This window comes from Kribbella amoyensis, from assembly GCF_007828865.1.
GTDB classification, from domain to species: Bacteria; Actinomycetota; Actinomycetes; order Propionibacteriales; family Kribbellaceae; genus Kribbella; species Kribbella amoyensis.
This window is the reverse complement of sequence record NZ_VIVK01000001.1, coordinates 4,354,063-4,370,961: the sequence shown is the minus strand read 5'-3', so window position 1 is coordinate 4,370,961 and position 16,899 is coordinate 4,354,063. Positions and strand designations below refer to the sequence as shown.

Annotated in this window: 16 protein-coding genes and 1 pseudogene; 6 read left to right on the top strand and 11 right to left on the bottom strand. The window is 69.5% G+C overall.

The window, feature by feature from the left end; genetic code table 11:
* Positions 1 to 54 precede the first annotated feature (54 nt).
* Positions 55 to 732, bottom strand: coding sequence for a DUF899 domain-containing protein (locus tag FB561_RS20675; RefSeq protein WP_145809067.1), 678 nt, complete (start codon positions 730 to 732; stop codon positions 55 to 57).
* 117 nt (positions 733 to 849) lie between these two features.
* Between FB561_RS20675 and FB561_RS20670 the strand changes: the two genes are divergently transcribed.
* Both FB561_RS20670 and FB561_RS20665 read left to right on the top strand, forming a co-directional pair.
* Positions 850 to 2,340 carry an FAD-dependent monooxygenase gene (locus FB561_RS20670; protein WP_145809065.1) on the top strand — a complete coding sequence of 497 codons (1,491 nt, stop codon included), beginning with the start codon at positions 850 to 852 and terminating at the stop codon, positions 2,338 to 2,340.
* Positions 2,337 to 2,900, top strand: coding sequence for a TetR/AcrR family transcriptional regulator (locus tag FB561_RS20665; RefSeq protein WP_145809064.1), 564 nt, complete (start codon positions 2,337 to 2,339; stop codon positions 2,898 to 2,900). The genes FB561_RS20670 and FB561_RS20665 overlap by 4 nt, the downstream gene beginning before the upstream one ends.
* 69 nt (positions 2,901 to 2,969) lie before the next feature.
* Here FB561_RS20665 and FB561_RS20660 read toward each other — a convergent pair whose 3' ends face one another.
* A complete protein-coding gene (locus FB561_RS20660; RefSeq protein WP_145809061.1) occupies positions 2,970 to 3,584 on the bottom strand; it encodes a DedA family protein in 615 nt (204 codons plus the stop codon).
* A gap of 261 nt (positions 3,585 to 3,845) precedes the next feature.
* Between FB561_RS20660 and FB561_RS20655 the strand changes: the two genes are divergently transcribed.
* The 4 genes and pseudogenes from FB561_RS20655 to FB561_RS39240 all read left to right on the top strand — a co-directional run bounded on the left by FB561_RS20655 (position 3,846) and on the right by FB561_RS39240 (position 7,117).
* On the top strand, positions 3,846 to 4,397 hold the full coding sequence (locus tag FB561_RS20655) for a phosphatase PAP2 family protein (RefSeq protein ID WP_238334938.1): 552 nt from the start codon (positions 3,846 to 3,848) through the stop codon (positions 4,395 to 4,397).
* 55 nt (positions 4,398 to 4,452) lie between these two features.
* Positions 4,453 to 5,133, top strand: a complete 681-nt coding sequence (locus FB561_RS20650; RefSeq protein ID WP_145809059.1) for a response regulator transcription factor — start codon at positions 4,453 to 4,455, stop codon at positions 5,131 to 5,133.
* On the top strand, positions 5,130 to 6,557 hold the full coding sequence (locus tag FB561_RS20645; RefSeq protein ID WP_145809055.1) for a sensor histidine kinase: 1,428 nt from the start codon (positions 5,130 to 5,132) through the stop codon (positions 6,555 to 6,557). Before FB561_RS20650 ends, FB561_RS20645 begins: the two co-directional genes overlap by 4 nt.
* Before the next feature lie 36 nt (positions 6,558 to 6,593).
* Positions 6,594 to 7,117, top strand: a pseudogene (locus FB561_RS39240) (vitamin K epoxide reductase family protein).
* 77 nt (positions 7,118 to 7,194) lie between these two features.
* On the opposite strand, the gene FB561_RS20635 reads toward FB561_RS39240, so the two are convergent.
* From FB561_RS20635 to FB561_RS20600, 9 genes are all read right to left on the bottom strand, one after another.
* The gene (locus tag FB561_RS20635; protein ID WP_202880686.1) at positions 7,195 to 7,650 is read right to left on the bottom strand and encodes a YciI family protein; all 456 of its coding nucleotides are present in this window, start codon (positions 7,648 to 7,650) and stop codon (positions 7,195 to 7,197) included.
* A 108-nt stretch (positions 7,651 to 7,758) separates the two neighbouring features.
* Positions 7,759 to 9,342, bottom strand: a complete 1,584-nt coding sequence (locus FB561_RS20630; RefSeq protein WP_170284728.1) for a glycoside hydrolase family 43 protein — start codon at positions 9,340 to 9,342, stop codon at positions 7,759 to 7,761.
* Between the two features lie 155 nt (positions 9,343 to 9,497).
* On the bottom strand, positions 9,498 to 9,998 hold the full coding sequence (locus FB561_RS20625; RefSeq protein WP_145809049.1) for a hypothetical protein: 501 nt from the start codon (positions 9,996 to 9,998) through the stop codon (positions 9,498 to 9,500).
* Positions 9,995 to 10,777, bottom strand: coding sequence for a class I SAM-dependent DNA methyltransferase (locus FB561_RS20620; protein WP_145809046.1), 783 nt, complete (start codon positions 10,775 to 10,777; stop codon positions 9,995 to 9,997). The genes FB561_RS20625 and FB561_RS20620 overlap by 4 nt, the downstream gene beginning before the upstream one ends.
* Positions 10,778 to 10,908: 131 nt before the next feature.
* Complete coding sequence (locus tag FB561_RS37955) at positions 10,909 to 11,049, bottom strand: hypothetical protein (protein WP_170284727.1); 141 nt, start codon at positions 11,047 to 11,049, stop codon at positions 10,909 to 10,911.
* 89 nt (positions 11,050 to 11,138) lie between these two features.
* Entirely contained in the window at positions 11,139 to 12,020 is an 882-nt protein-coding gene (locus FB561_RS20615) for a sigma-70 family RNA polymerase sigma factor (RefSeq protein ID WP_145809043.1), read from the bottom strand.
* Between the two features lie 184 nt (positions 12,021 to 12,204).
* The gene (gene dnaG, locus FB561_RS20610) at positions 12,205 to 14,175 is read right to left on the bottom strand and encodes a DNA primase (RefSeq protein WP_145809040.1); all 1,971 of its coding nucleotides are present in this window, start codon (positions 14,173 to 14,175) and stop codon (positions 12,205 to 12,207) included.
* Between the two features lie 16 nt (positions 14,176 to 14,191).
* Positions 14,192 to 15,433: an NAD(P)/FAD-dependent oxidoreductase gene (locus tag FB561_RS20605; RefSeq protein WP_145809037.1), complete on the bottom strand. Its 1,242-nt coding sequence runs from the start codon at positions 15,431 to 15,433 to the stop codon at positions 14,192 to 14,194.
* A 32-nt stretch (positions 15,434 to 15,465) separates the two neighbouring features.
* Positions 15,466 to 16,692 carry a deoxyguanosinetriphosphate triphosphohydrolase gene (locus FB561_RS20600; protein WP_145809034.1) on the bottom strand — a complete coding sequence of 409 codons (1,227 nt, stop codon included), beginning with the start codon at positions 16,690 to 16,692 and terminating at the stop codon, positions 15,466 to 15,468.
* Positions 16,693 to 16,899 lie beyond the last annotated feature (207 nt).

The following is a 16,899-nucleotide window of genomic DNA, read 5'->3' as shown; positions in this document are numbered from 1 at the left end:
CAGAAGCGACGTCGGAGCCGACTCAGCAGCTTCGACATGCCCCGACGGACGCCCTCAGTAGGAGTCGTGCAGCCGCATCCACTCGTACGGAGGGGTCTGTGGCCAGCCTTCCGGCGAGTCCTCCCAGTTCTCCTGACGCCCGTACGGCGTGAGGTCGAGCAGGTCGAAGACCACCATGAACGGCTCCTCGCCCCGCGCGTACGTCGTCCAGGTGTGGAAGATCTCCTCGCCGTCGCGGAGGAAGACGCTGATGCCCTGGATCTCCTCGCCGTCGACCGTGACCCCGAAGTCCTCGTTGAACGTGCTCCGCCCGGACGACACCCACGGCAGCGACCAGCCCATCCGCTTCCGGAACGGCAGCAGCGAACTCAGCGGGGCCCGCGACGCCAGCACGAACGACGTGTCGCGCGTGTGCAGGTGCGACAAGGGCCCGATGTGGTCGGCCATCATCGAGCAGCCGTCGCACCCCGCTTCCCAGTCGGTGCCGAACATGAAGTGCTGGACGATCAGCTGGCGCCTGCCCTCGAACAGGTCCAGCAGCCCCACTTCGCCCTGCTCGCTGTCGAACCGGTAGCCGGTCTCCACGCGGACCATCGGCAGCCGCCGTCGCCGGGCACTGACGGCGTCCTTCAGCTTGGTCAGCGCCTTCTCGTGCGCCAGCAGTTCGGCCCGCGCGCGCTCCCACTCCGCTCGGCTGACCACGGGCGGCCGTGCGCCGGATTGTTCAGTCATGCTCCCCATCCACGAACTCGGGTCGGCCGGTGCCGACGGACCAAGCATCGCGTCCCGGCGGGCCAACCACCGGGTGTGTACCATTTGGAACATGCACAGATCCCGGAGGTGTTCGCGGTGAGCGTTCTCGTGGCCGGAGCGGGTCCGACAGGGATGGTGACGGCGTTGACCCTCGCCGCCAACGGCGTGCCCTGCCGAGTACTGGAGCGGCGTCCGCAGTCGAGCGGCAGCTCCCGGGCACTCGGGCTGCAGGCTCGATCGATGGAGCTGCTGGCCGGTCTCGGCCTGGCCGACGAGGTCGAGCGGGTCGCGTACCGGCTCTCCGGCGCGTCGATCATGCGCGGCGACGCGGAGCTCTCCCGGCTGAGCTGGGTACCGCCGCAGAGCCCCTATCCGTACACGTACGTCCTCCCGCAGTCCGGGCTCGAGGAGATTCTCCGGGGCCGTCTGCGCGAGGTCGGCGTCGAGGTCGAGTACGGCGCGGAGGTGCGGACCGTCGTCCAGTACGACGATCGCGTCGGCGTGCAACTCGCCGACGGCCGGCCCCTGGAAGCGAGCTGGCTGGTCGGCGCGGACGGCTCCCGCAGCCGGGTACGCACCGAGCTCGAGATCGCGCTCGACGGCGGGGCGACCGGGGAGACGTACTACCTCGCCGACGTCGTCCTGGACGCGGCACCGCCGTTCCGGGACAGCGCGATGTGGCTGGGTCCCGCGGGCCCGCTGATGCTGATGCGGCTGCCCGGTCCGGTCGAGCTCTGGCGGATCTTCGTCGACATGACCGACGCGGCGCAGACCGAGGAACTCCCTGAGCCGAGCATCGCCGTACTGCAGCAACTCCTCGACGAACGCGGTCCCAGCCGGACCCGGATCGCCGACGTGCCGTGGACCTCGATCTTCCGTACCCGGGTGTGCCTGGCCGCCGAGTACCGTCGTGGCCGGGCCTTCCTCGCCGGGGATGCGGCGCACGTGTTCCCACCGTTCGGCGGGCAGGGCATGAACCTCGGGATCCAGGACGCGGTCAACCTGGCCTGGCGATTGGCCCGTGTCGAGCAGGGCGCGTCGGACCGCCTGCTCGACGGGTACGAGGCAGAACGTCACCCGGTCGCGGCCGCCACCATCCGCGACGTCGAGCGCCGACGGCAGCTGTACGCCCTGCGGAACCCGATCGCCCGGTCGCTCCGGGACGCGATGCTCCGGTTCGGAGCTCGGGTGCCGGGGGCCGCGCGGCAGGCGAGTCTGCAGAACTCGCAACTCGACCTCAGCTATCGCACCGGGCGCCGGCGACCGTTCAGCCCGGGTCCCGAGATCGGCGACCGCGCACCGGACGCCGCCCTCGCCGAAGGAACCGTCCACGACCGTCTCGGCGTCGACCACCTCACGCTGCTCCACTTCGATACCGCGCAGGGTGAACGTCTCGACGAACCCGGGACGGTGGTGGTGCGGATCGACGACGAGACGGACCCGGCCGGTACGACGCGGGCCCGCTACGGTCTGCGCCAGGGGTACGTCCTGATCCGCCCGGACGGCTACCTCGCCTCTCGCGGGACCGACCTCGCCGAGGTCCGCCGCGTGGTTGCCTCGATCAACGAACCGGCCCGGATCCGATGACCGGCGGCCGGGACGCGCTGCTGGAACGCGTGGTCGCCTGGTTCGCCGTCAACGGTGTCGGGGACACCAGTCTGCGCACCATCGCGGCCGGCGTCGGCAGCAGTCATCGCATGCTGATCTACCACTTCGGCTCCCGAGACGGACTCCTGGAGGCCGTCGTCGCCGTGACCTGGGGCGAACAGAAGCGAACGCTGGCCGGCCTGCTCGAGTCCGCAGCCGACCCGTACACCGTGGCGTACTCGTTCTGGCATCGGATCGCCGACGAAGCCTCGGTGTTCGGCCCGCTGTTCTTCGAGGTCGCAGCCGCCGCGATGCACGGCAAACCGTGGGCCGTCCTGCTGAAGCAATGGATCGAGGAGTGGAAGACCGTCCTGACCACGCTCTTCGTCCGGGCCGGCCACGACGAGGCGGAAGCGGCTCAACTGGCGCACATGACTCTCGCGCTCGCCCGCGGCCTGCTGTTCGAACTCGCCATCACCGGCAACGACGCCAGCGACCGCGCCTCAGCCGACAACGCGATCCGAACCTTCCTCGAGTCGACCCGAACGACCACGCGGTAGCCGAGGAGCCGACCCCGATCCCAGCCCAGTCAGCAGACACACCGAGTTGTGCGCACCATGAGCTCATCATCATTGCCTGGCTCGGTCTGTTCTGCGGCGGCGGATTCGCCAGGTGACGACGGCGGCGAGGACCACGGCGAGTGCGATCAGGGCGGTCGCTCGGCCGAAGGTTTTCTCGATCTGGGCGTACGAGTTGCCGGCCAGGTAGCCGATGAGGACGACGGCCGTACCCCAGACCGCCCCGCCGGCCGCGTTGTACGCCAGGAACTTCGGGTAGTGCATGCGAGACAGCCCAGCGAGAGCGGGCATGGTGGCTCGGAAGAACGCGACGAAGCGCCCGAAGAACACGGCCGTACCGCCGCGCTCGGCGAGTTGCTTCCGAGCGGCGTCGAGACGATCGGCCCGGCGGACCAGGAACCTGCTGCCCAGCAACTTCGGCCCGAAGGTCCGGCCAAGTTCGTACCCGACGGTGTCGCCGAGGATCGCGGCGAAGATCACGACGAGCAGGATCCCCGGCAGCGACACGTGACCGAGGCTCGCCGCCACCCCACCGAGCACGGCAGCGGTCTCACCGGGCAGGACGAACCCGACGAACAACGCGTCCTCCGCGAAAACGAGTAGCCCCACCAGTGCGTACACGGGCAGGCCGTCCAGCCCCAGCAACCAGTCGGTGAGCCGGGTCATGGCTGTGCGCGATCAGAGGCGCGATCAGAGGCACGATCAGAGGCCCGGTCGGAGGCACTGCGGGGAGCAGGTTTCATAGTGGCAAGGGTGGCGTGCACTCCGTGAAGAGCGGATGAAGGCCGCCTTCATCGAGGCTTCATGGAGCCCTGCCTACGGTCGACGAGACGCGGGTGACCCGGCCTGCGCGACGACGACCCGGTGGTGCGCGTGAGCGGTGGATCAGTGGTGTGGGATCAGAGCCAGGAGGATTGGTTCGGGGCCGTGAACCACCTGGCGCGGATCACTCCGTGGCTGCACACCCCCGCCCGCGTGTACGCCCAGCTCGGCGTGGGTGCGTTCGCCGGCCTGCTGCTGTTGTCGTGGTGGCTCGCCCGCGGGGACGGCGACCTCCGCCGGGTCGCCGCGGCTCTCTGGGCGCCGATCGGGATGCTGCTGGCGATCGGGATCAACCAGTACCTGGTCGCCGCCTTCGCCGAGCCGCGCCCGTACACGGTGTTGCCGCACTCGCTGGTCTTGGTCTCTCGGAGCAGCGACTACTCGTTCCCGAGCGACCACGCCGTGATGGCAGGCGCGGTCGCGGCCGGGATCTGGATAGCGCACCGCGTACTCGGCCTGATCACCGCGGCGCTCGCGGTACTGATGGCGTGGACCCGTGTGTACGTCGGAGCGCACTTCCCCCTCGACGTGGCCGTCGGTCTGCTCGTGGGAGCGGGAGTCGTCCTGGTGTCCTACGCCCTCGTCCGTCCACTCGCCAGACACGTGGTGGAGTTGCTGGAGCGGACCCGGGTACGCGTCCTGGTCACGGCGCTCTGACCGGACGGGTCGCTCGCACGGGTACTACGTTGAGTAGTGGCGAAGGGAGTGGTCGATGCGGGTCCTGGTCGCGGAGGACGACGTCCGGCTGGCCGCGTTGCTCCGGGAGACCCTCGAGGAAGCCGGGTGGCAGGTCGAGGTGGTCAACGACGGCCGCGCCGCGTACGACCGGCTGCTCGTCGACACGGCGTACGACGTGGTGCTGCTCGACTGGATGCTCCCCGGCATGGACGGAGTCAGCGTCGCCCGGCAGTGGCGGGGCCTCGGGATCGCCGTACCGATCCTGATGCTGACCGCGCGCGGTGACGTGCGGGACCGGATCGACGGCCTCGATGCGGGCGCCGACGACTACCTGCCGAAGCCCTTCGACCTCGACGAGTTGCTGGCCCGGCTCCGCGCGCTCTACCGCCGCAACGCCTTCGGCAGGGAGTCCCCCGCGCAGGTCGGCGACCTGGTCGTGGACCCGGTGGCGCGCCGGGTGTCGCGGGGTGGAGTGGACATCAACTTGTCCACCCGCGAGTTCGACATCCTGTACCTGCTGGCGTCGCACGCGGGCCAGGTCGTCACGCGGCTCACCATCCTCGACGAGGTGTGGGACGGTGAGACCGATCTGCGCAGCAACGTGATCGACGTCCACCTCGCCGCCATCCGGGCCAAGATCGACAGACCGTTCGGCGCCGACACGATCACCACGCTGCGCGGCACCGGGTACCGCCTCGAGACCGGGATCCGATGAGCGTGCGGGCCCGGCTGTCGCGGCTGCCACTCCGGGCCCGCCTGGTCGCCGGGTTCTCCGCGGCCACCTTCGTCGTCCTCGTCGCCGCCGGCGGCTTCGTGTACTGGCGGGTCGACTACGCCCTGGACCGCAGCCTGGACACCGAACTGACGCAGGCGAGCACAACCCTGGAGCCCCTGGTCCGACCCGACGGGCAGGTGTCCAACCGGGCAGCGGCCGAAGCGACCGGCGCGGCCTGGCAGATCCTCGACGCGAACGGGACGGTACTCGACCACGGCGGCCCCGCCGGGACGAACAGCCTCGTCGGTCAGGAGCAACTCGACCAGGTCGGGACCACCCCGCACACCTTCGACGTGGGCGCCTTCCTGCCCGTCTCCCACGAGCCGTACCGTCTCCACGTCGCCAAGCTGTCGGCATCGCAGTACCTGCTCGTCGGGGTACGCCGCGATCACCGTGACGAGGCCTTGCGCGAACTCCTCCTCCAACTCACGCTCGCGGGGCTCGGCCTCCTGGTCGTCACCGCGTTCGTCGGGGACCGGCTGGCCAAGGCCGCACTCCGCCCGGTCGAGCGGTACCGCCGCCGCGCCGCCGAGATCGCGAGCGGCGCCGCCGACCTGCGGCTCGACGTCCCACCCGATCGCGACGACGAGATCACCCGGCTCGGGCACACGTTCAACGACATGCTCGCCACCCTCGAAGGCGCGCTGGAGCGGGAACGCCAGTTCGTCAACGAGGCCAGCCACGAACTCCGGACCCCGATCACCCTGCTGACGAGCCGGATCCAGCTCGCCCTCCGCAAGCCGCGCACGCTGGAAGAGCACGAACGCACGCTCACCGAGCTCAAGGTCGACCTCGATCGCCTCGCGGCCCTCGCCGAGCAACTCCTGCAACTCAGCAGCCTCGACGGCAAGGGCCAACGGTCCGGCGATCTCGTCAACGCGACCGGCCGCGTGGTCAACCAGCGACGGCTCGCCGATCCGGGCGACGTCGGCCGGATCACCGTCAAGCTGCCGACCGGCGACCTGGAGGTACCCCTCGCCGACTTCGAGATCGACAGGATCCTCACCAACCTCCTCGACAACGCGGCCACCCACGGCACCGCGCCGTACGAGGTGACCGTCGACGAACCCGAGCAAGGCTGGGCCCGTCTCACCGTCACCGACGCGGGACCAGGCATGCCGCCCGCCCTGCTCGCGAACGCCACCCAGCGTTTCGCCCGAGCCGACGAAGCCCGCACCCGTCCAGGCTCCGGTCTCGGCCTCGCCCTGGTCGCCACCCTCGTCACCCAGGCCGGCGGCGAACTCCGCCTCTGCCACGCCAATCACCACACCACCCACGGCCACGGGGTACCGATCCCGTGCACCCACGGCCCAGCGATGACTGCCACCGTCCTCCTGCCTGGCGTTGACGCGACGCGAGCCTGAGTACGACGTGGCTCCCGGACACCACGACCGCTCCGACTGGTTAGCTACGCTGGGCGGCATCATGGACGGTTCCGGGTCGATGCGGCGGATCGGCGGACCGACAGCCCCTTCCCGACGCTGCTGCCCTGGCTGCTGCTGGTCGGTGGGGCCGTCGGTCTCACCGCCGCGGTCGTCCTGACGATCGAGAAGATCGCGCTGCTCCGCGACCCGGCGTACATCCCGAGCTGCAGCATCAACCCGATCCTGTCCTGCGGCTCGGTGATGACGACACCCAGGCCGAGGCATTCGGCTTCCCCAACCCGATCCTGGGCATCGCCGGCTTCGCGATCGTCACCACGACGGGCGCGGCCCTGCTGGCCGGTGCCCAGTTCCGGCGCTGGTACTGGCTCGGCCTCCAAGTGGGCACCACCTTCGGCGCGGTCTTCGTGCACTGGCTGATCTTTCTCCGCGTCGTCACCACGGCCACCAGATACCACGCAGTCGTTCTCACCGCCTGGTACGTCCTGGTGCTCGCCCTCATCACCGAACGCTTCTGGACCTACTGGACAACTCTGCTCTGAAGAAATCGCTCAGCCCGGTCGGATCGCGAATCGGTTGTGTGGGTGGCGCCGGGTGAAGCTGGGTGGCCGGTGAAGGGTCAGCGGCGGCCGCCGAAGGCCCAGAGGTGGACCTCGGAGCTGGGGTCGCCGTCGGCCTGGAGAATCGCGGCCGCGGTCTCGGAGTCAGGTGCTTCGAGCATCGCGGCCCGGCCGACGCGCTGGCCGTCCTCGAGCGTGAGGAGTTCGCCGTACACGATCAGGTGCTTGGACGTGACCGGTACCGACTCGCTCTCGGTGATGACCAGGTAGCGGTTGTAGCCCTCGACGGCTTCCGCGAAATCCCACATCGTGCGGCCGGCCAGCTTCTCGAACCGGTACACGCGAACCGAGTCGAACACCCCGGCCCGGTAGTACGGGTCCTCGTACGCGAACGCGCGAGCAGCCTCGTCGTCCGGAACCTCGACGACATGCAGACTGCCCGTCGTCTCGTCGTCGTCCCCGTACCCCGTGAGCGTGGGCCCGCGAGCGATCAACCGATCCCCGTAACCGTCCATGAAGGACTAGTGCTCCTCGGTCAGACTCACCTTGAGCCCGAACGACCCCGGACGATCGTGACCATAAACGAAGTACTCCACAATCCCGCACCCTAGGCGACGTCCCGGTCAGCGATGCCGCGGCTCCACCCGGTACCGGAATCCGTCGAACCGCGCCGCCCCGACATCGTCAGCCGGCCCGGTACTGAAGAGCGCGATGCGCGCGCCACGGTAGTCCGACCACGAGACGCTGTCCGTATTGCCAACCGGTTGATACGTCTCGCCGTCGAGGCTGAACGCGTACGTGACGTAGCCGCGGGCATCGATCACGAGCCGCAGCCAGACCGGGCCCACATCGATCGTCGGTCCGGTGGCGTCGTGCTCACCGGACGTCGCCAGGCCGAGCACATCGCCGTCTCGGCAAACCGTGATCGACGAGCTGTCCCGGCACAACATCCCCAGCCCCGCCGACTGCCCATCGCCCAGCCTGTCGGTGCCGACGCGAACGGTCGCGGTCGAGCCGTTTGTACCGAGCATGCGCCGCGTGAGCGTCGACGGAATCGCTCGCAGCTCGCCTGGCCGCAACGGCCTGGAAGCACGCAGCACGAGCCCGTCCGCGATCTCCCAGGATCCGGGCCGAGGAGCGTGGTTCCACTCCCACTCCGGGCCGAGCACCTCGCCATCGAAATCCTCGTCCAACGCCAACTCCGGCGCCGACTCCAGCTCCGGCGCCAACTCGAGCGAACCTTCCACGGGGCCGCGGCCGCCAGGTTCGTGGTCGGCAGCTCGATCGGCGAGCACCGGAAGCTCGGCCCGCCAGAGCATGCGCCCGGGGTCGGCCGGATTGACGACAGGCCAGCCGTCCTTCCACTCGACGGGAAGAACGCTGATGGGGCGGCCTTCGGCGTAACCACCTCGGCCGTGATGAGTGACCAGCGACCAGGATCCGTCCGGATGATCGACGAGGGCACCTTGGTTCGGTTCGCGCTCGCGGTCCGGGCCTTCGCCTTGGAGGAGGAGGCGCTTCTCCCAAGGACCGGTCAGCGCCTCCGCTCGCATGATCACCAGCACCCGGTTGCCGTCGCCCCGGACTTCGTTGTGCAGCACGTAGTACCGACCGTCGATCCGGTGGATCTTGTTGCCTTCGCTGGTGTGGAAGTCGTCGATGACGGTCCGAGCCGCGAGGTCGATCGACCTCCCATCGGGGCTCATCGGGATCAGCTGCGTGATCCACCGGCCGTGCCCCGGTGAACTCGCGACCAACCAAGCCCGGCCGTCGTTGTCCCACAACGGACAGGGGTCGTCCCACCCGGCCTCGTCGCTCAAACAGTGCAGCGGTGTCCACGGGCCGGCGGGATGCTCGGCCGTGGTCACGAAGATGCCCTCGTCGAGCGTCGTGAAGTGCACCCAGTACCGCCCGGCGTGGAAGCGCAAGCTACCCGCATAGATCCCCAGGTTGTACCGCTCCATCCGATTCCACCGGTAAGCCGGACCGAGCTCCGAAACATCCGGCAGCACCGCCCCGACGTGGCGCCAGGAGATCAGATCACGCGAATGGAGTACCGCCATTCCAGGCGAGTACTGGAAGGTCGAGGTGATCATCCAGTAGTCGTCACCGACCCGGATCACATCCGGATCCGAGTAGTCACCCGGCAGAACAGGATTCGCATAGATCCCGTCCCCCAGCAACCCCCAACCGTCCAACGACCCCACGCTCACCAACCCTCTCCACGAACACCCTCACCGCAAGAGCAGTCACGTGACACCGTCGCCCAGAGTCCACCTCCCAAGTTCTACCGACCACCCCCCGCGCGACCCGCCCAAATACCAGCAGCCGGACAACCACTCCCGGGCCACTCCCTGGTCCTTCAATGCCTCCGTCGGCCCCGCGTTGGCCGAAGCGCATACCACACGACGACGGTGAAGCTGAGCAGTCCGACCGAGAGCATCACCCCGGCCACGATGAGGACGCCGCCGGGCTTGGCTAAGTCGTTCGCGTCGACAACCGCGATCACCTCAGTGGGCTCGTCCTGCTGGTAGAGGATCGGGAGCGGAGGCGCATACCGAGTACCGGGCTTCGGCGGCTGGCGACCGTCCTTGGCGCCCTCGGCGTCGCCCAGGAACTCCTTCAGGTCGGCATGCACCAGTTCGCCGGCCGCGGATCGCAGGACAACGTCGACCCGATCGATGTACAGCCCGCCTTTGCCGTCCGAGAACTTCAGCTCCACCTCGTATGCCGTCGCTGGCCGGCCCGTCGAGAGAAAGTCCCGCGCCACGTCGCGTTGTGCGAGGGTGTCCGCCAGGACGACGGCGCCGGCGATGGCGAGTGCCAGGGTCGGTGCGCCGAGGTTCAGCCGCCAGCGGTTCACCCGGTCATGGTCGCAAATGTCGACGGTGACGAAGTCGGATCAACCGGAGGGAGGCGGTACGTCGAGACGTGGGAGGGGGAATCGGCGGTGAACGGGTTGCCTTGCCAGTCTGCGTGGCGGGATTCGAGGGTGAGGCCGGCCAGTTGGGCCATCAGGTCCAGCTCGGCGGGCCAGATGTAGCGGTGTGGGGTCCGGAAGAGCTCGGCTGTTCTTCCTTCGCCGAAGTGGAAGTGGTGGGAGACGACGTGCTGGTTGAGCACGTCGTAGGTGTCGAGGCCGATATAGCCCGGGTCGCTGTGGCAGACCGTGGCTTTGCGGCCGGGTGGGAGTTGGCGGAGCTCGGGGACCCAGAGCTCGATCACGAAGCGGCCGCCTGGGACCAGGTGGCGGGCCGCGTTGCGGAAGCAGGCGACCTGGTCGGCCTGGGTGAGCAGGTTCGCGATCGTGTTGAAGACGAGGTACACCAGGGTGAACTCGCCGGGCACCTCGGTCGTCGCCATGTCCCCGACGATCACGGGGACGGTGTCCTCGTCGACCTTCTTGCGGAGCTCGGCGATCATCGGCCGGGACAGCTCGAGACCGGTGACCGGGACGCCGCGCTCGGCCAGCGGGACCGCGACGCGGCCGGTGCCGATCGCGAACTCCAGGGCACGCCCGTCACCGGCGAGGGCGGCCAGGCGGTCGACCGTCGGCGTGATCACCTCCGGCGCGAACATCCCCGTCCCCGGGGTGTCGTACGCACGGGCGGCTGTCTCGTCCCAGATCTCGTCCTGACGCATGAGCCTCACCCTGGCAGGAAGCCCAGCACCGAGCCATCGAATATCGGCACCCGGATCGGTCCTCCGGCCAGGGGGTGAGGAAGAGGTGCGGGCCCGGTCCGGAGCGCCGGGCACGCACTTGACTCGCCGGGTCAGCCGTTGTTCTTGCGACGCTCCAGCGCGCGCTGGATACGGTGCTGTGGTTGACCGGTCAGCTTGGCGATCAGCGGCACGCGGTACTTGTACGCCGCGACGGCGCCGACCACGAGTACGAGCAGGATGAACCAGCCCATCGGAGTTCCCTTCGTTCGGACTGCCTCCATCATCCCCTGCCGACGGAAATGGACACTCCGTCGAAGCCCTGACCGGCCCCTGGTTTCGGTCAGGGGACGTACTCGCGGAGCGTGCGCAGGCACCGCTTCCGCAGTGACCGCAGCGCCTCCCGCTCCAGCCGGCGCACCCGCTCGGGCGGCAGACGGAGCTTCGCGGCCGTCTCCTCGACGGTCGAGGGCGACGTGTCGTGCAGGCCGAAGCGGTACCGGAGAACGAGCTGGTGCAGGTCATCGAGGAACTCCAATTGGTGGTGGAGGTCGCGGCGCAACGCGGCCCGGTAGGTAAGCGTGTCGTCGTCGACAGGCTGATCGGCCTCGGTCAGGTCGAGCGACTGCGGTCTGAGCTTCCACGCCTGCGCCCGATGGACACGGGCAACGGTGAGCGAGGAACCGGTCGCGAGCTCGGCGGTCGTCGGCTCGCGGCCGAGTCGCTGGAGCAGCTCACGATGCACCGTGGCGACGCGACCGGCATCCGCATACGCCTGCGCGGGCATCCGGACCAGGCGGGACCGGTCCGAGATGGCGCGGCCGATGGACTGCCGGATCCACCAGATCGCGTAGGTCGAGAAGCGGTGGCCGAGCTTGTGGTCGAACCGCTCGACCGCCCGCATCAGGCCGAGATTGCCCTCCTGGATCAGGTCGAGCAGCGAGATCCCCTTGCCCGTGTACCGCTTGGCGAGGGACACGACCAGGCGCAGATTGCCCTCGATCATCCGGCGGCGGGCGGACTCCCCCGCCGCGACGACGGCCCGCAGGTCGGCGGCCTCGGCGGGCGCCGCGACCGGCAGCCGCTCGGTGGCGAGCAGACCGGCCTCGATCCAGGACGACAGCTCGCTGACCTCTTCCAGCGTCAGCAGCTCGTGGCGTCCGATGTCGCGCAGGTACGCGACGAATGCGGTCATGTCTGCGGGTTCGCAGTCCAGGTCGGCCATGGCGACATCCCCTCTCTTCTGTGAAGGGATGGTGCCGCGAAATCAACCGCCCGGACGGCCCGATTTCAGATCGGTGGACAACTACGCCAAGTGACTTCGCAGTAACCGAACGTCTGTGGACAACTCGACCGGAGGTACTGCCGAATCTCTGTATCCTCCCCGCCGAGAGGAGGCCAAGATGAATCTAGATTGCGCCCGAGATGGCCTGGTCGCGCAGCTCGGTGCGGTAGCGCTCGAGGGCGATCAGCTCGCCGAACATGCGGTTGTAGTCGTCCGCCTTGTCGATCGGGTTGGTCCGTTGGAGCTTCGACTTCAGGTCGGCGATGCGGCGCAGGCAGGTGAGCTCCTGAAGCCTCGCGACCAGAGCCCGCGCGTACTGCTCGTCGGGGTCGCGTCCCAGCCGGAACGAGTCGACGGCGAGCGCGCTGACCACGGCGACCGCAGGGTCGTTGCCCATGGCGTCGCGGACTGCGACCACCCACGCCTCGCCGGGCGCGGCGCTGGCCGGACCGCCCACCTTCGACACCGCGGTCCGGACCGCTGCCAGCCAAGGATGAGTGAAGTCCTGGTCGTCGAGCTCGTCGAACGCCGGACCCAGCAGCGCCGGGTGCTGCATCGCGATCTTCAGCACGTCCCACTCGATCACGAACCGCTGGTCCCGCGGCGACGGCAGATCGGCCCGTGGCGCAGGCTGCTGCGGCGCGTCGGCCGCGCCGGCACCATGACCCGAACCATTACCCGGACCGTTGCCCGTCGGCCCACGACCAGCCGGCCCGCCACCCGGTCCACTGTGATTCCCCGAACCACCGGCGGAGCCCTGCCGAGCGGCGGCCCGATGCACCTCCGTGCGGACCTGGTCCACCTCCAGGCCGAGCTGACCCGCGAGCTCCCGGGTGAAGGCGTCCACCTTCGACCGGTCACGGATGCTGATCACCAGGCGGGCCGCATCGCGCAGCGCGTCGATCCGCGTGTCGGCCCGGTCCAGGTCGTACCGCGACAACACGTTGCCCAGCACGAACCGGTACAGCGGGACCCGTCGGCCGATCAGCTCGCGAACAGCGGCGTCGCCCTTCTGCAGCCGCAGGTCGCAGGGGTCGAGCCCGTCCGGTTCGACGGCGACGTACGTCTGCGAGGCGAAGGCCTGGTCACCCTGGAACGCCTTCAACGCCGCCCGCTGACCCGCCTCGTCCCCGTCGAAGGTGAAGATCACCTCGCCACGGAACTGGTCGTGGTCGAGCAACAGCTGCCGAAGCACCCGCGCGTGGTCGTCGCCGAACGCCGTACCGCATGTCGCGACCGCGGTCTGCACGCCGGCCAGATGACACGCCATCACGTCCGTGTACCCCTCGACCACCACGGCCTGCCGGCCCTTGGCGATCTCGCGGCGGGCCAGGTCGACGCCGTACAGCACCTTCGACTTCTTGTAGATCGGCGTCTCAGGCGTGTTCAGGTACTTGGCCTCGATCCGGTCGTCGTCGAACAACCGCCGCGCGCCGAACCCGATCACGTCACCGCTCGCGTCCCGGATCGGCCACATCAGCCGCCCCCGGAACCGGTCGTACAGCCCGCGCTGCCCTTCGGCGGCGAGCCCGGATGCGACCAGCTCCGCGGTGGTGAACCCGCGCCCGCGCAGATGCGACGTCAGCACCTCACCGCCGCGCGGCGCGAACCCGACCCCGAACCCGAGCGCCGCGTCCCGGTCGAACCCGCGCTGGTCGAGGAACTGGCGGCCCATGTTCGCCTCGGCCGACTCGAACAACTGCTCCGCGTAGTACTGCGCGGCGACGCGGTGCGCCTCGACCAGCCGCGGCCGCTGGTTGGACTGGGACTTCGGGATCGGCGCGCCGGACTCGTCGTACCGGAGCTGGATGCCGACCCGGGCGGCCAGCGTCTCGACCGCCTCGTGGAAGCTGATCTGGTCGATCTTCTGGATGAAGTCGATGACGTCGCCGCCCTCTTGGCAGCCGAAGCAGTAGAAGAAGCCCCGGGCCGGGGTGACGTTGAACGACGGCGACTTCTCGTCGTGGAACGGGCAGAGCCCCTTCAGCGATCCGCCCCCGGCGTTCTTCAAGGTCACGTACGAGCCGACGACGTCGTCGATCCGGGCTCGCTCGCGAACGAGCGCGATGTCCTCTTCCTTGATCCTGCCTGCCACGCGGCGAGTCTACGGGTCAGACCTCGGACAACTCGACCGAGGAGTCCGCCAGCCGCCCCGGATCCACCGAACGCCGCGACCGGATCAGGTCCTGGATCGCGTCGATGGTGTCCCAGGTGTTCACGTGCATCCCGGCCAGGACGTGGTTGTCGTCGTCCAGCCAGAAGGCCAGGTACGCCCCCGAGGAGGGGTCGCCGCGAAGCACCACGTGGACCGACGCGCCGCGCGGGACGTCACCCGCGTACTCCATGCCGAGGTCGTACTGATCGGTGAAGAAGTACGGGATCGCGTCGTGCGTGGCGTCCTGGCCGAGCATCGCCTTCGCGGCCGTGGCCCCGCTGTCCTTCGCGTTGGCCCAGTGCTCGACCCGGACGGACCGGCCGAACAGCGGGTGCTCCCAACGGACCACGTCGCCGGCGGCGTACACGTCGTCCGCCGACGTCCGCAGGTCGGGCCCGGTGACGATGCCGCTGCCGTCCTCGCGGGCGGCGACGCGGATCCCGGCGGACTCGGCCAGCTCGGTGTTCGGCTGGACGCCGACGCCGACGACGACCAGGTCGGCGGGGATCACCTCACCCGTGGACGTCCGGACGCCGGTGACCTTGTCGGTCCCCTCGAACGCCTCGACGCCCTCGCCGAAACGGAGGTCGACCCCGTGCTGACGGTGCAGCTCGGCGTAGAGCTCACCGATCTGCTCGCCCATCACCGACGCGAGCGCCGTCTTCTGCGGCTCGAGGACGGTCACCTCGCAGCCTCGTTCGCGCGCGGCGGCCGCCGACTCGAGCCCGATCCAGCCGGCGCCGATGACGACGACCCGCGGCTTCGCGGCGTACGCGTCGGTGAGGGCCTTGGACTCGGCGGAAGTACGGAGGTAGTGGACGCCGGGCAGGTCGGCACCCGGTACGTCGAGGCGGCGGACCCGGGAGCCGGTGGCGATCAGGAGCCGGTCGTACCCGACGGTCGAGTCGTCGTCGAGCGTCACGGTGTGCGCGGCCGGGTCGATCGCGGTGACGGTCCGGCCGAGACGCAGCTCGATCGTGTTGTCGTCGTACCACTGCTGGTCGTGGAGCTGGGCGACCTCGGGCTGCTCCTTGCCGAGCAGCACGTCCTTCGACAGCGGCGGCCGCTCGTACGGCAACTCGCTCTCGCTGCCGATCAGGACCACGGCACCGGCATAGCCCTCCGATCGCAGGGTCTCCGCGGCCGACGCACCGGCCAGGCTCGCTCCGACGATGACGATCCGCTGTGTCTCGCTCATACCGACGACCTTAGTCCTCCTGGGCCGGACGATCAGGTCGACAGCTGAGCGTGCCACGCGACAGCCGACGGATCGGTCAAGGACGCGACCTGGTCGATGACCACGCGGAGCCGGGCGCCGTCGTCGGTGGCCTCGGCGTAGTCGGCCGCGAACGGGACGTCGAGCTCGCGCGGCGCGGTCTTCGCCAGCCGCTCGACCAGCTCGGTGAGCAGCTCACGCTGGATCGCGCGACGCTTCTGCCGCTCGGGCGAGTTCAGCACGTGGAACATGCCGACGCCCTTGAGCAGCGCGATCTCGGTGCGCACTCCGTCGGGCACGACCAGATCCGCTTCGTACCGGATCAGGCGGCTGCGGCCGAACCTGGCGTGCGTCGCCTGCTCCGCGGCCGTGCAGAACCGGCCGATCAGCTGACTGGTCAGGTCCTTGAGACCGCCGAGCGCGCGCCGGCTGTCGTCGAACGGCCCGCTCGGCCAGTACGGCAAGGAGGTCAGCCGCTGCCAGCCCTCGTCCAGCTCGGCGTCGGTCGCCTCCGGCAGGTAGGCCTCCCGGACGGTCTGCCAGTACTGCGCGCGCTCTGCGTCGACGTGCGCGAGGTCGATGCTGTGGGCAACGATGCCGTCCTCGACGTCGTGCACCGAGTACGCCACGTCGTCGGCGAAGTCCATCACCTGCGCCTCGAGGCAGCGCTGGTCGGTGAGCCCGTGCCGGAGCCAGCCGAACACCTCGAGGTCGTCGTCGTACACCCCGAACTTGCGCTCGCCGTCACGGCGGGGCCATGGGTACTTGGTGGCCGCGTCGAGGGTCGCGCGGCTGAGGTTGAGCCCAACGCTGCGCCCGGATGGACCGAAGGTCTTGGACTCCAGCCGGGTCAGCAGCCGCAGCGTCTGCGCGTTGCCCTCGAACCCGCCGATCTCCGCGGCGAGCTGGTCGAGGGCGCGCTCGCCGTTGTGCCCGAACGGTGGGTGGCCGAGGTCGTGGGCGAGACAGGCGGCGTCGACGATGTCGGGGTCGCAGCCGAGCGTGCTCGCCAGCTCGCGGCCGATCTGCGCGACCTCGAGGCTGTGGGTCAGCCGGTTCCGCACAAAGTCGTCGCTGCCGGCCGTGACGACCTGCGTCTTCGCGGCCAGCCGGCGCAGCGCGGCGCTGTGCAGGACGCGCGCGCGGTCGCGAGCGAAGGCCGTCCGCCCCGGCCGCTTGACCGGCTCGGCGACCCAGCGCTCGGCGTCGTGCTCGTCGTACCCCTCATGCTGCTTCCTCATCACCCCTCAAGATAGCCGGGCCCACCGACACTTTCCCCAACTCCAGAAGGCGATCCGCCAAAGCCATGAAAGGCGAGGCCGACTGGCGGTGAAGGCGAGGGAAGGCGTGGTGGTGGGGAAAGGCGAAGCCTCGGAAGGCGGGGGCGGTGGTTGTGAAGGTGAGGGAAGGCGTGGTGGGTGGGTCGGTGGGTGGAGGTGAGGGAAGGC

Bases quoted from the DNA above. Each gene is read 5' to 3' on its own strand.
- FB561_RS20620 (WP_145809046.1), bottom strand. From the start codon at position 10,777: ATGCGTCAGGACGAGATCTGGGACGAGACAGCCGCCCGTGCGTACGAC.
- FB561_RS20615 (WP_145809043.1), bottom strand. From the start codon at position 12,020: ATGGCCGACCTGGACTGCGAACCCGCAGACATGACCGCATTCGTCGCG.
- FB561_RS20635 (WP_202880686.1), bottom strand. From the start codon at position 7,650: ATGGACGGTTACGGGGATCGGTTGATCGCTCGCGGGCCCACGCTCACG.
- FB561_RS37955 (WP_170284727.1), bottom strand. From the start codon at position 11,049: ATGGGCTGGTTCATCCTGCTCGTACTCGTGGTCGGCGCCGTCGCGGCG.
- FB561_RS20660 (WP_145809061.1), bottom strand. From the start codon at position 3,584: ATGACCCGGCTCACCGACTGGTTGCTGGGGCTGGACGGCCTGCCCGTG.
- FB561_RS20650 (WP_145809059.1), top strand. From the start codon at position 4,453: ATGCGGGTCCTGGTCGCGGAGGACGACGTCCGGCTGGCCGCGTTGCTC.
- FB561_RS20665 (WP_145809064.1), top strand. From the start codon at position 2,337: ATGACCGGCGGCCGGGACGCGCTGCTGGAACGCGTGGTCGCCTGGTTC.
- FB561_RS20675 (WP_145809067.1), bottom strand. From the start codon at position 732: ATGACTGAACAATCCGGCGCACGGCCGCCCGTGGTCAGCCGAGCGGAG.
- FB561_RS20600 (WP_145809034.1), bottom strand. From the start codon at position 16,692: ATGAGGAAGCAGCATGAGGGGTACGACGAGCACGACGCCGAGCGCTGG.
- FB561_RS20605 (WP_145809037.1), bottom strand. From the start codon at position 15,433: ATGAGCGAGACACAGCGGATCGTCATCGTCGGAGCGAGCCTGGCCGGT.
- FB561_RS20645 (WP_145809055.1), top strand. From the start codon at position 5,130: ATGAGCGTGCGGGCCCGGCTGTCGCGGCTGCCACTCCGGGCCCGCCTG.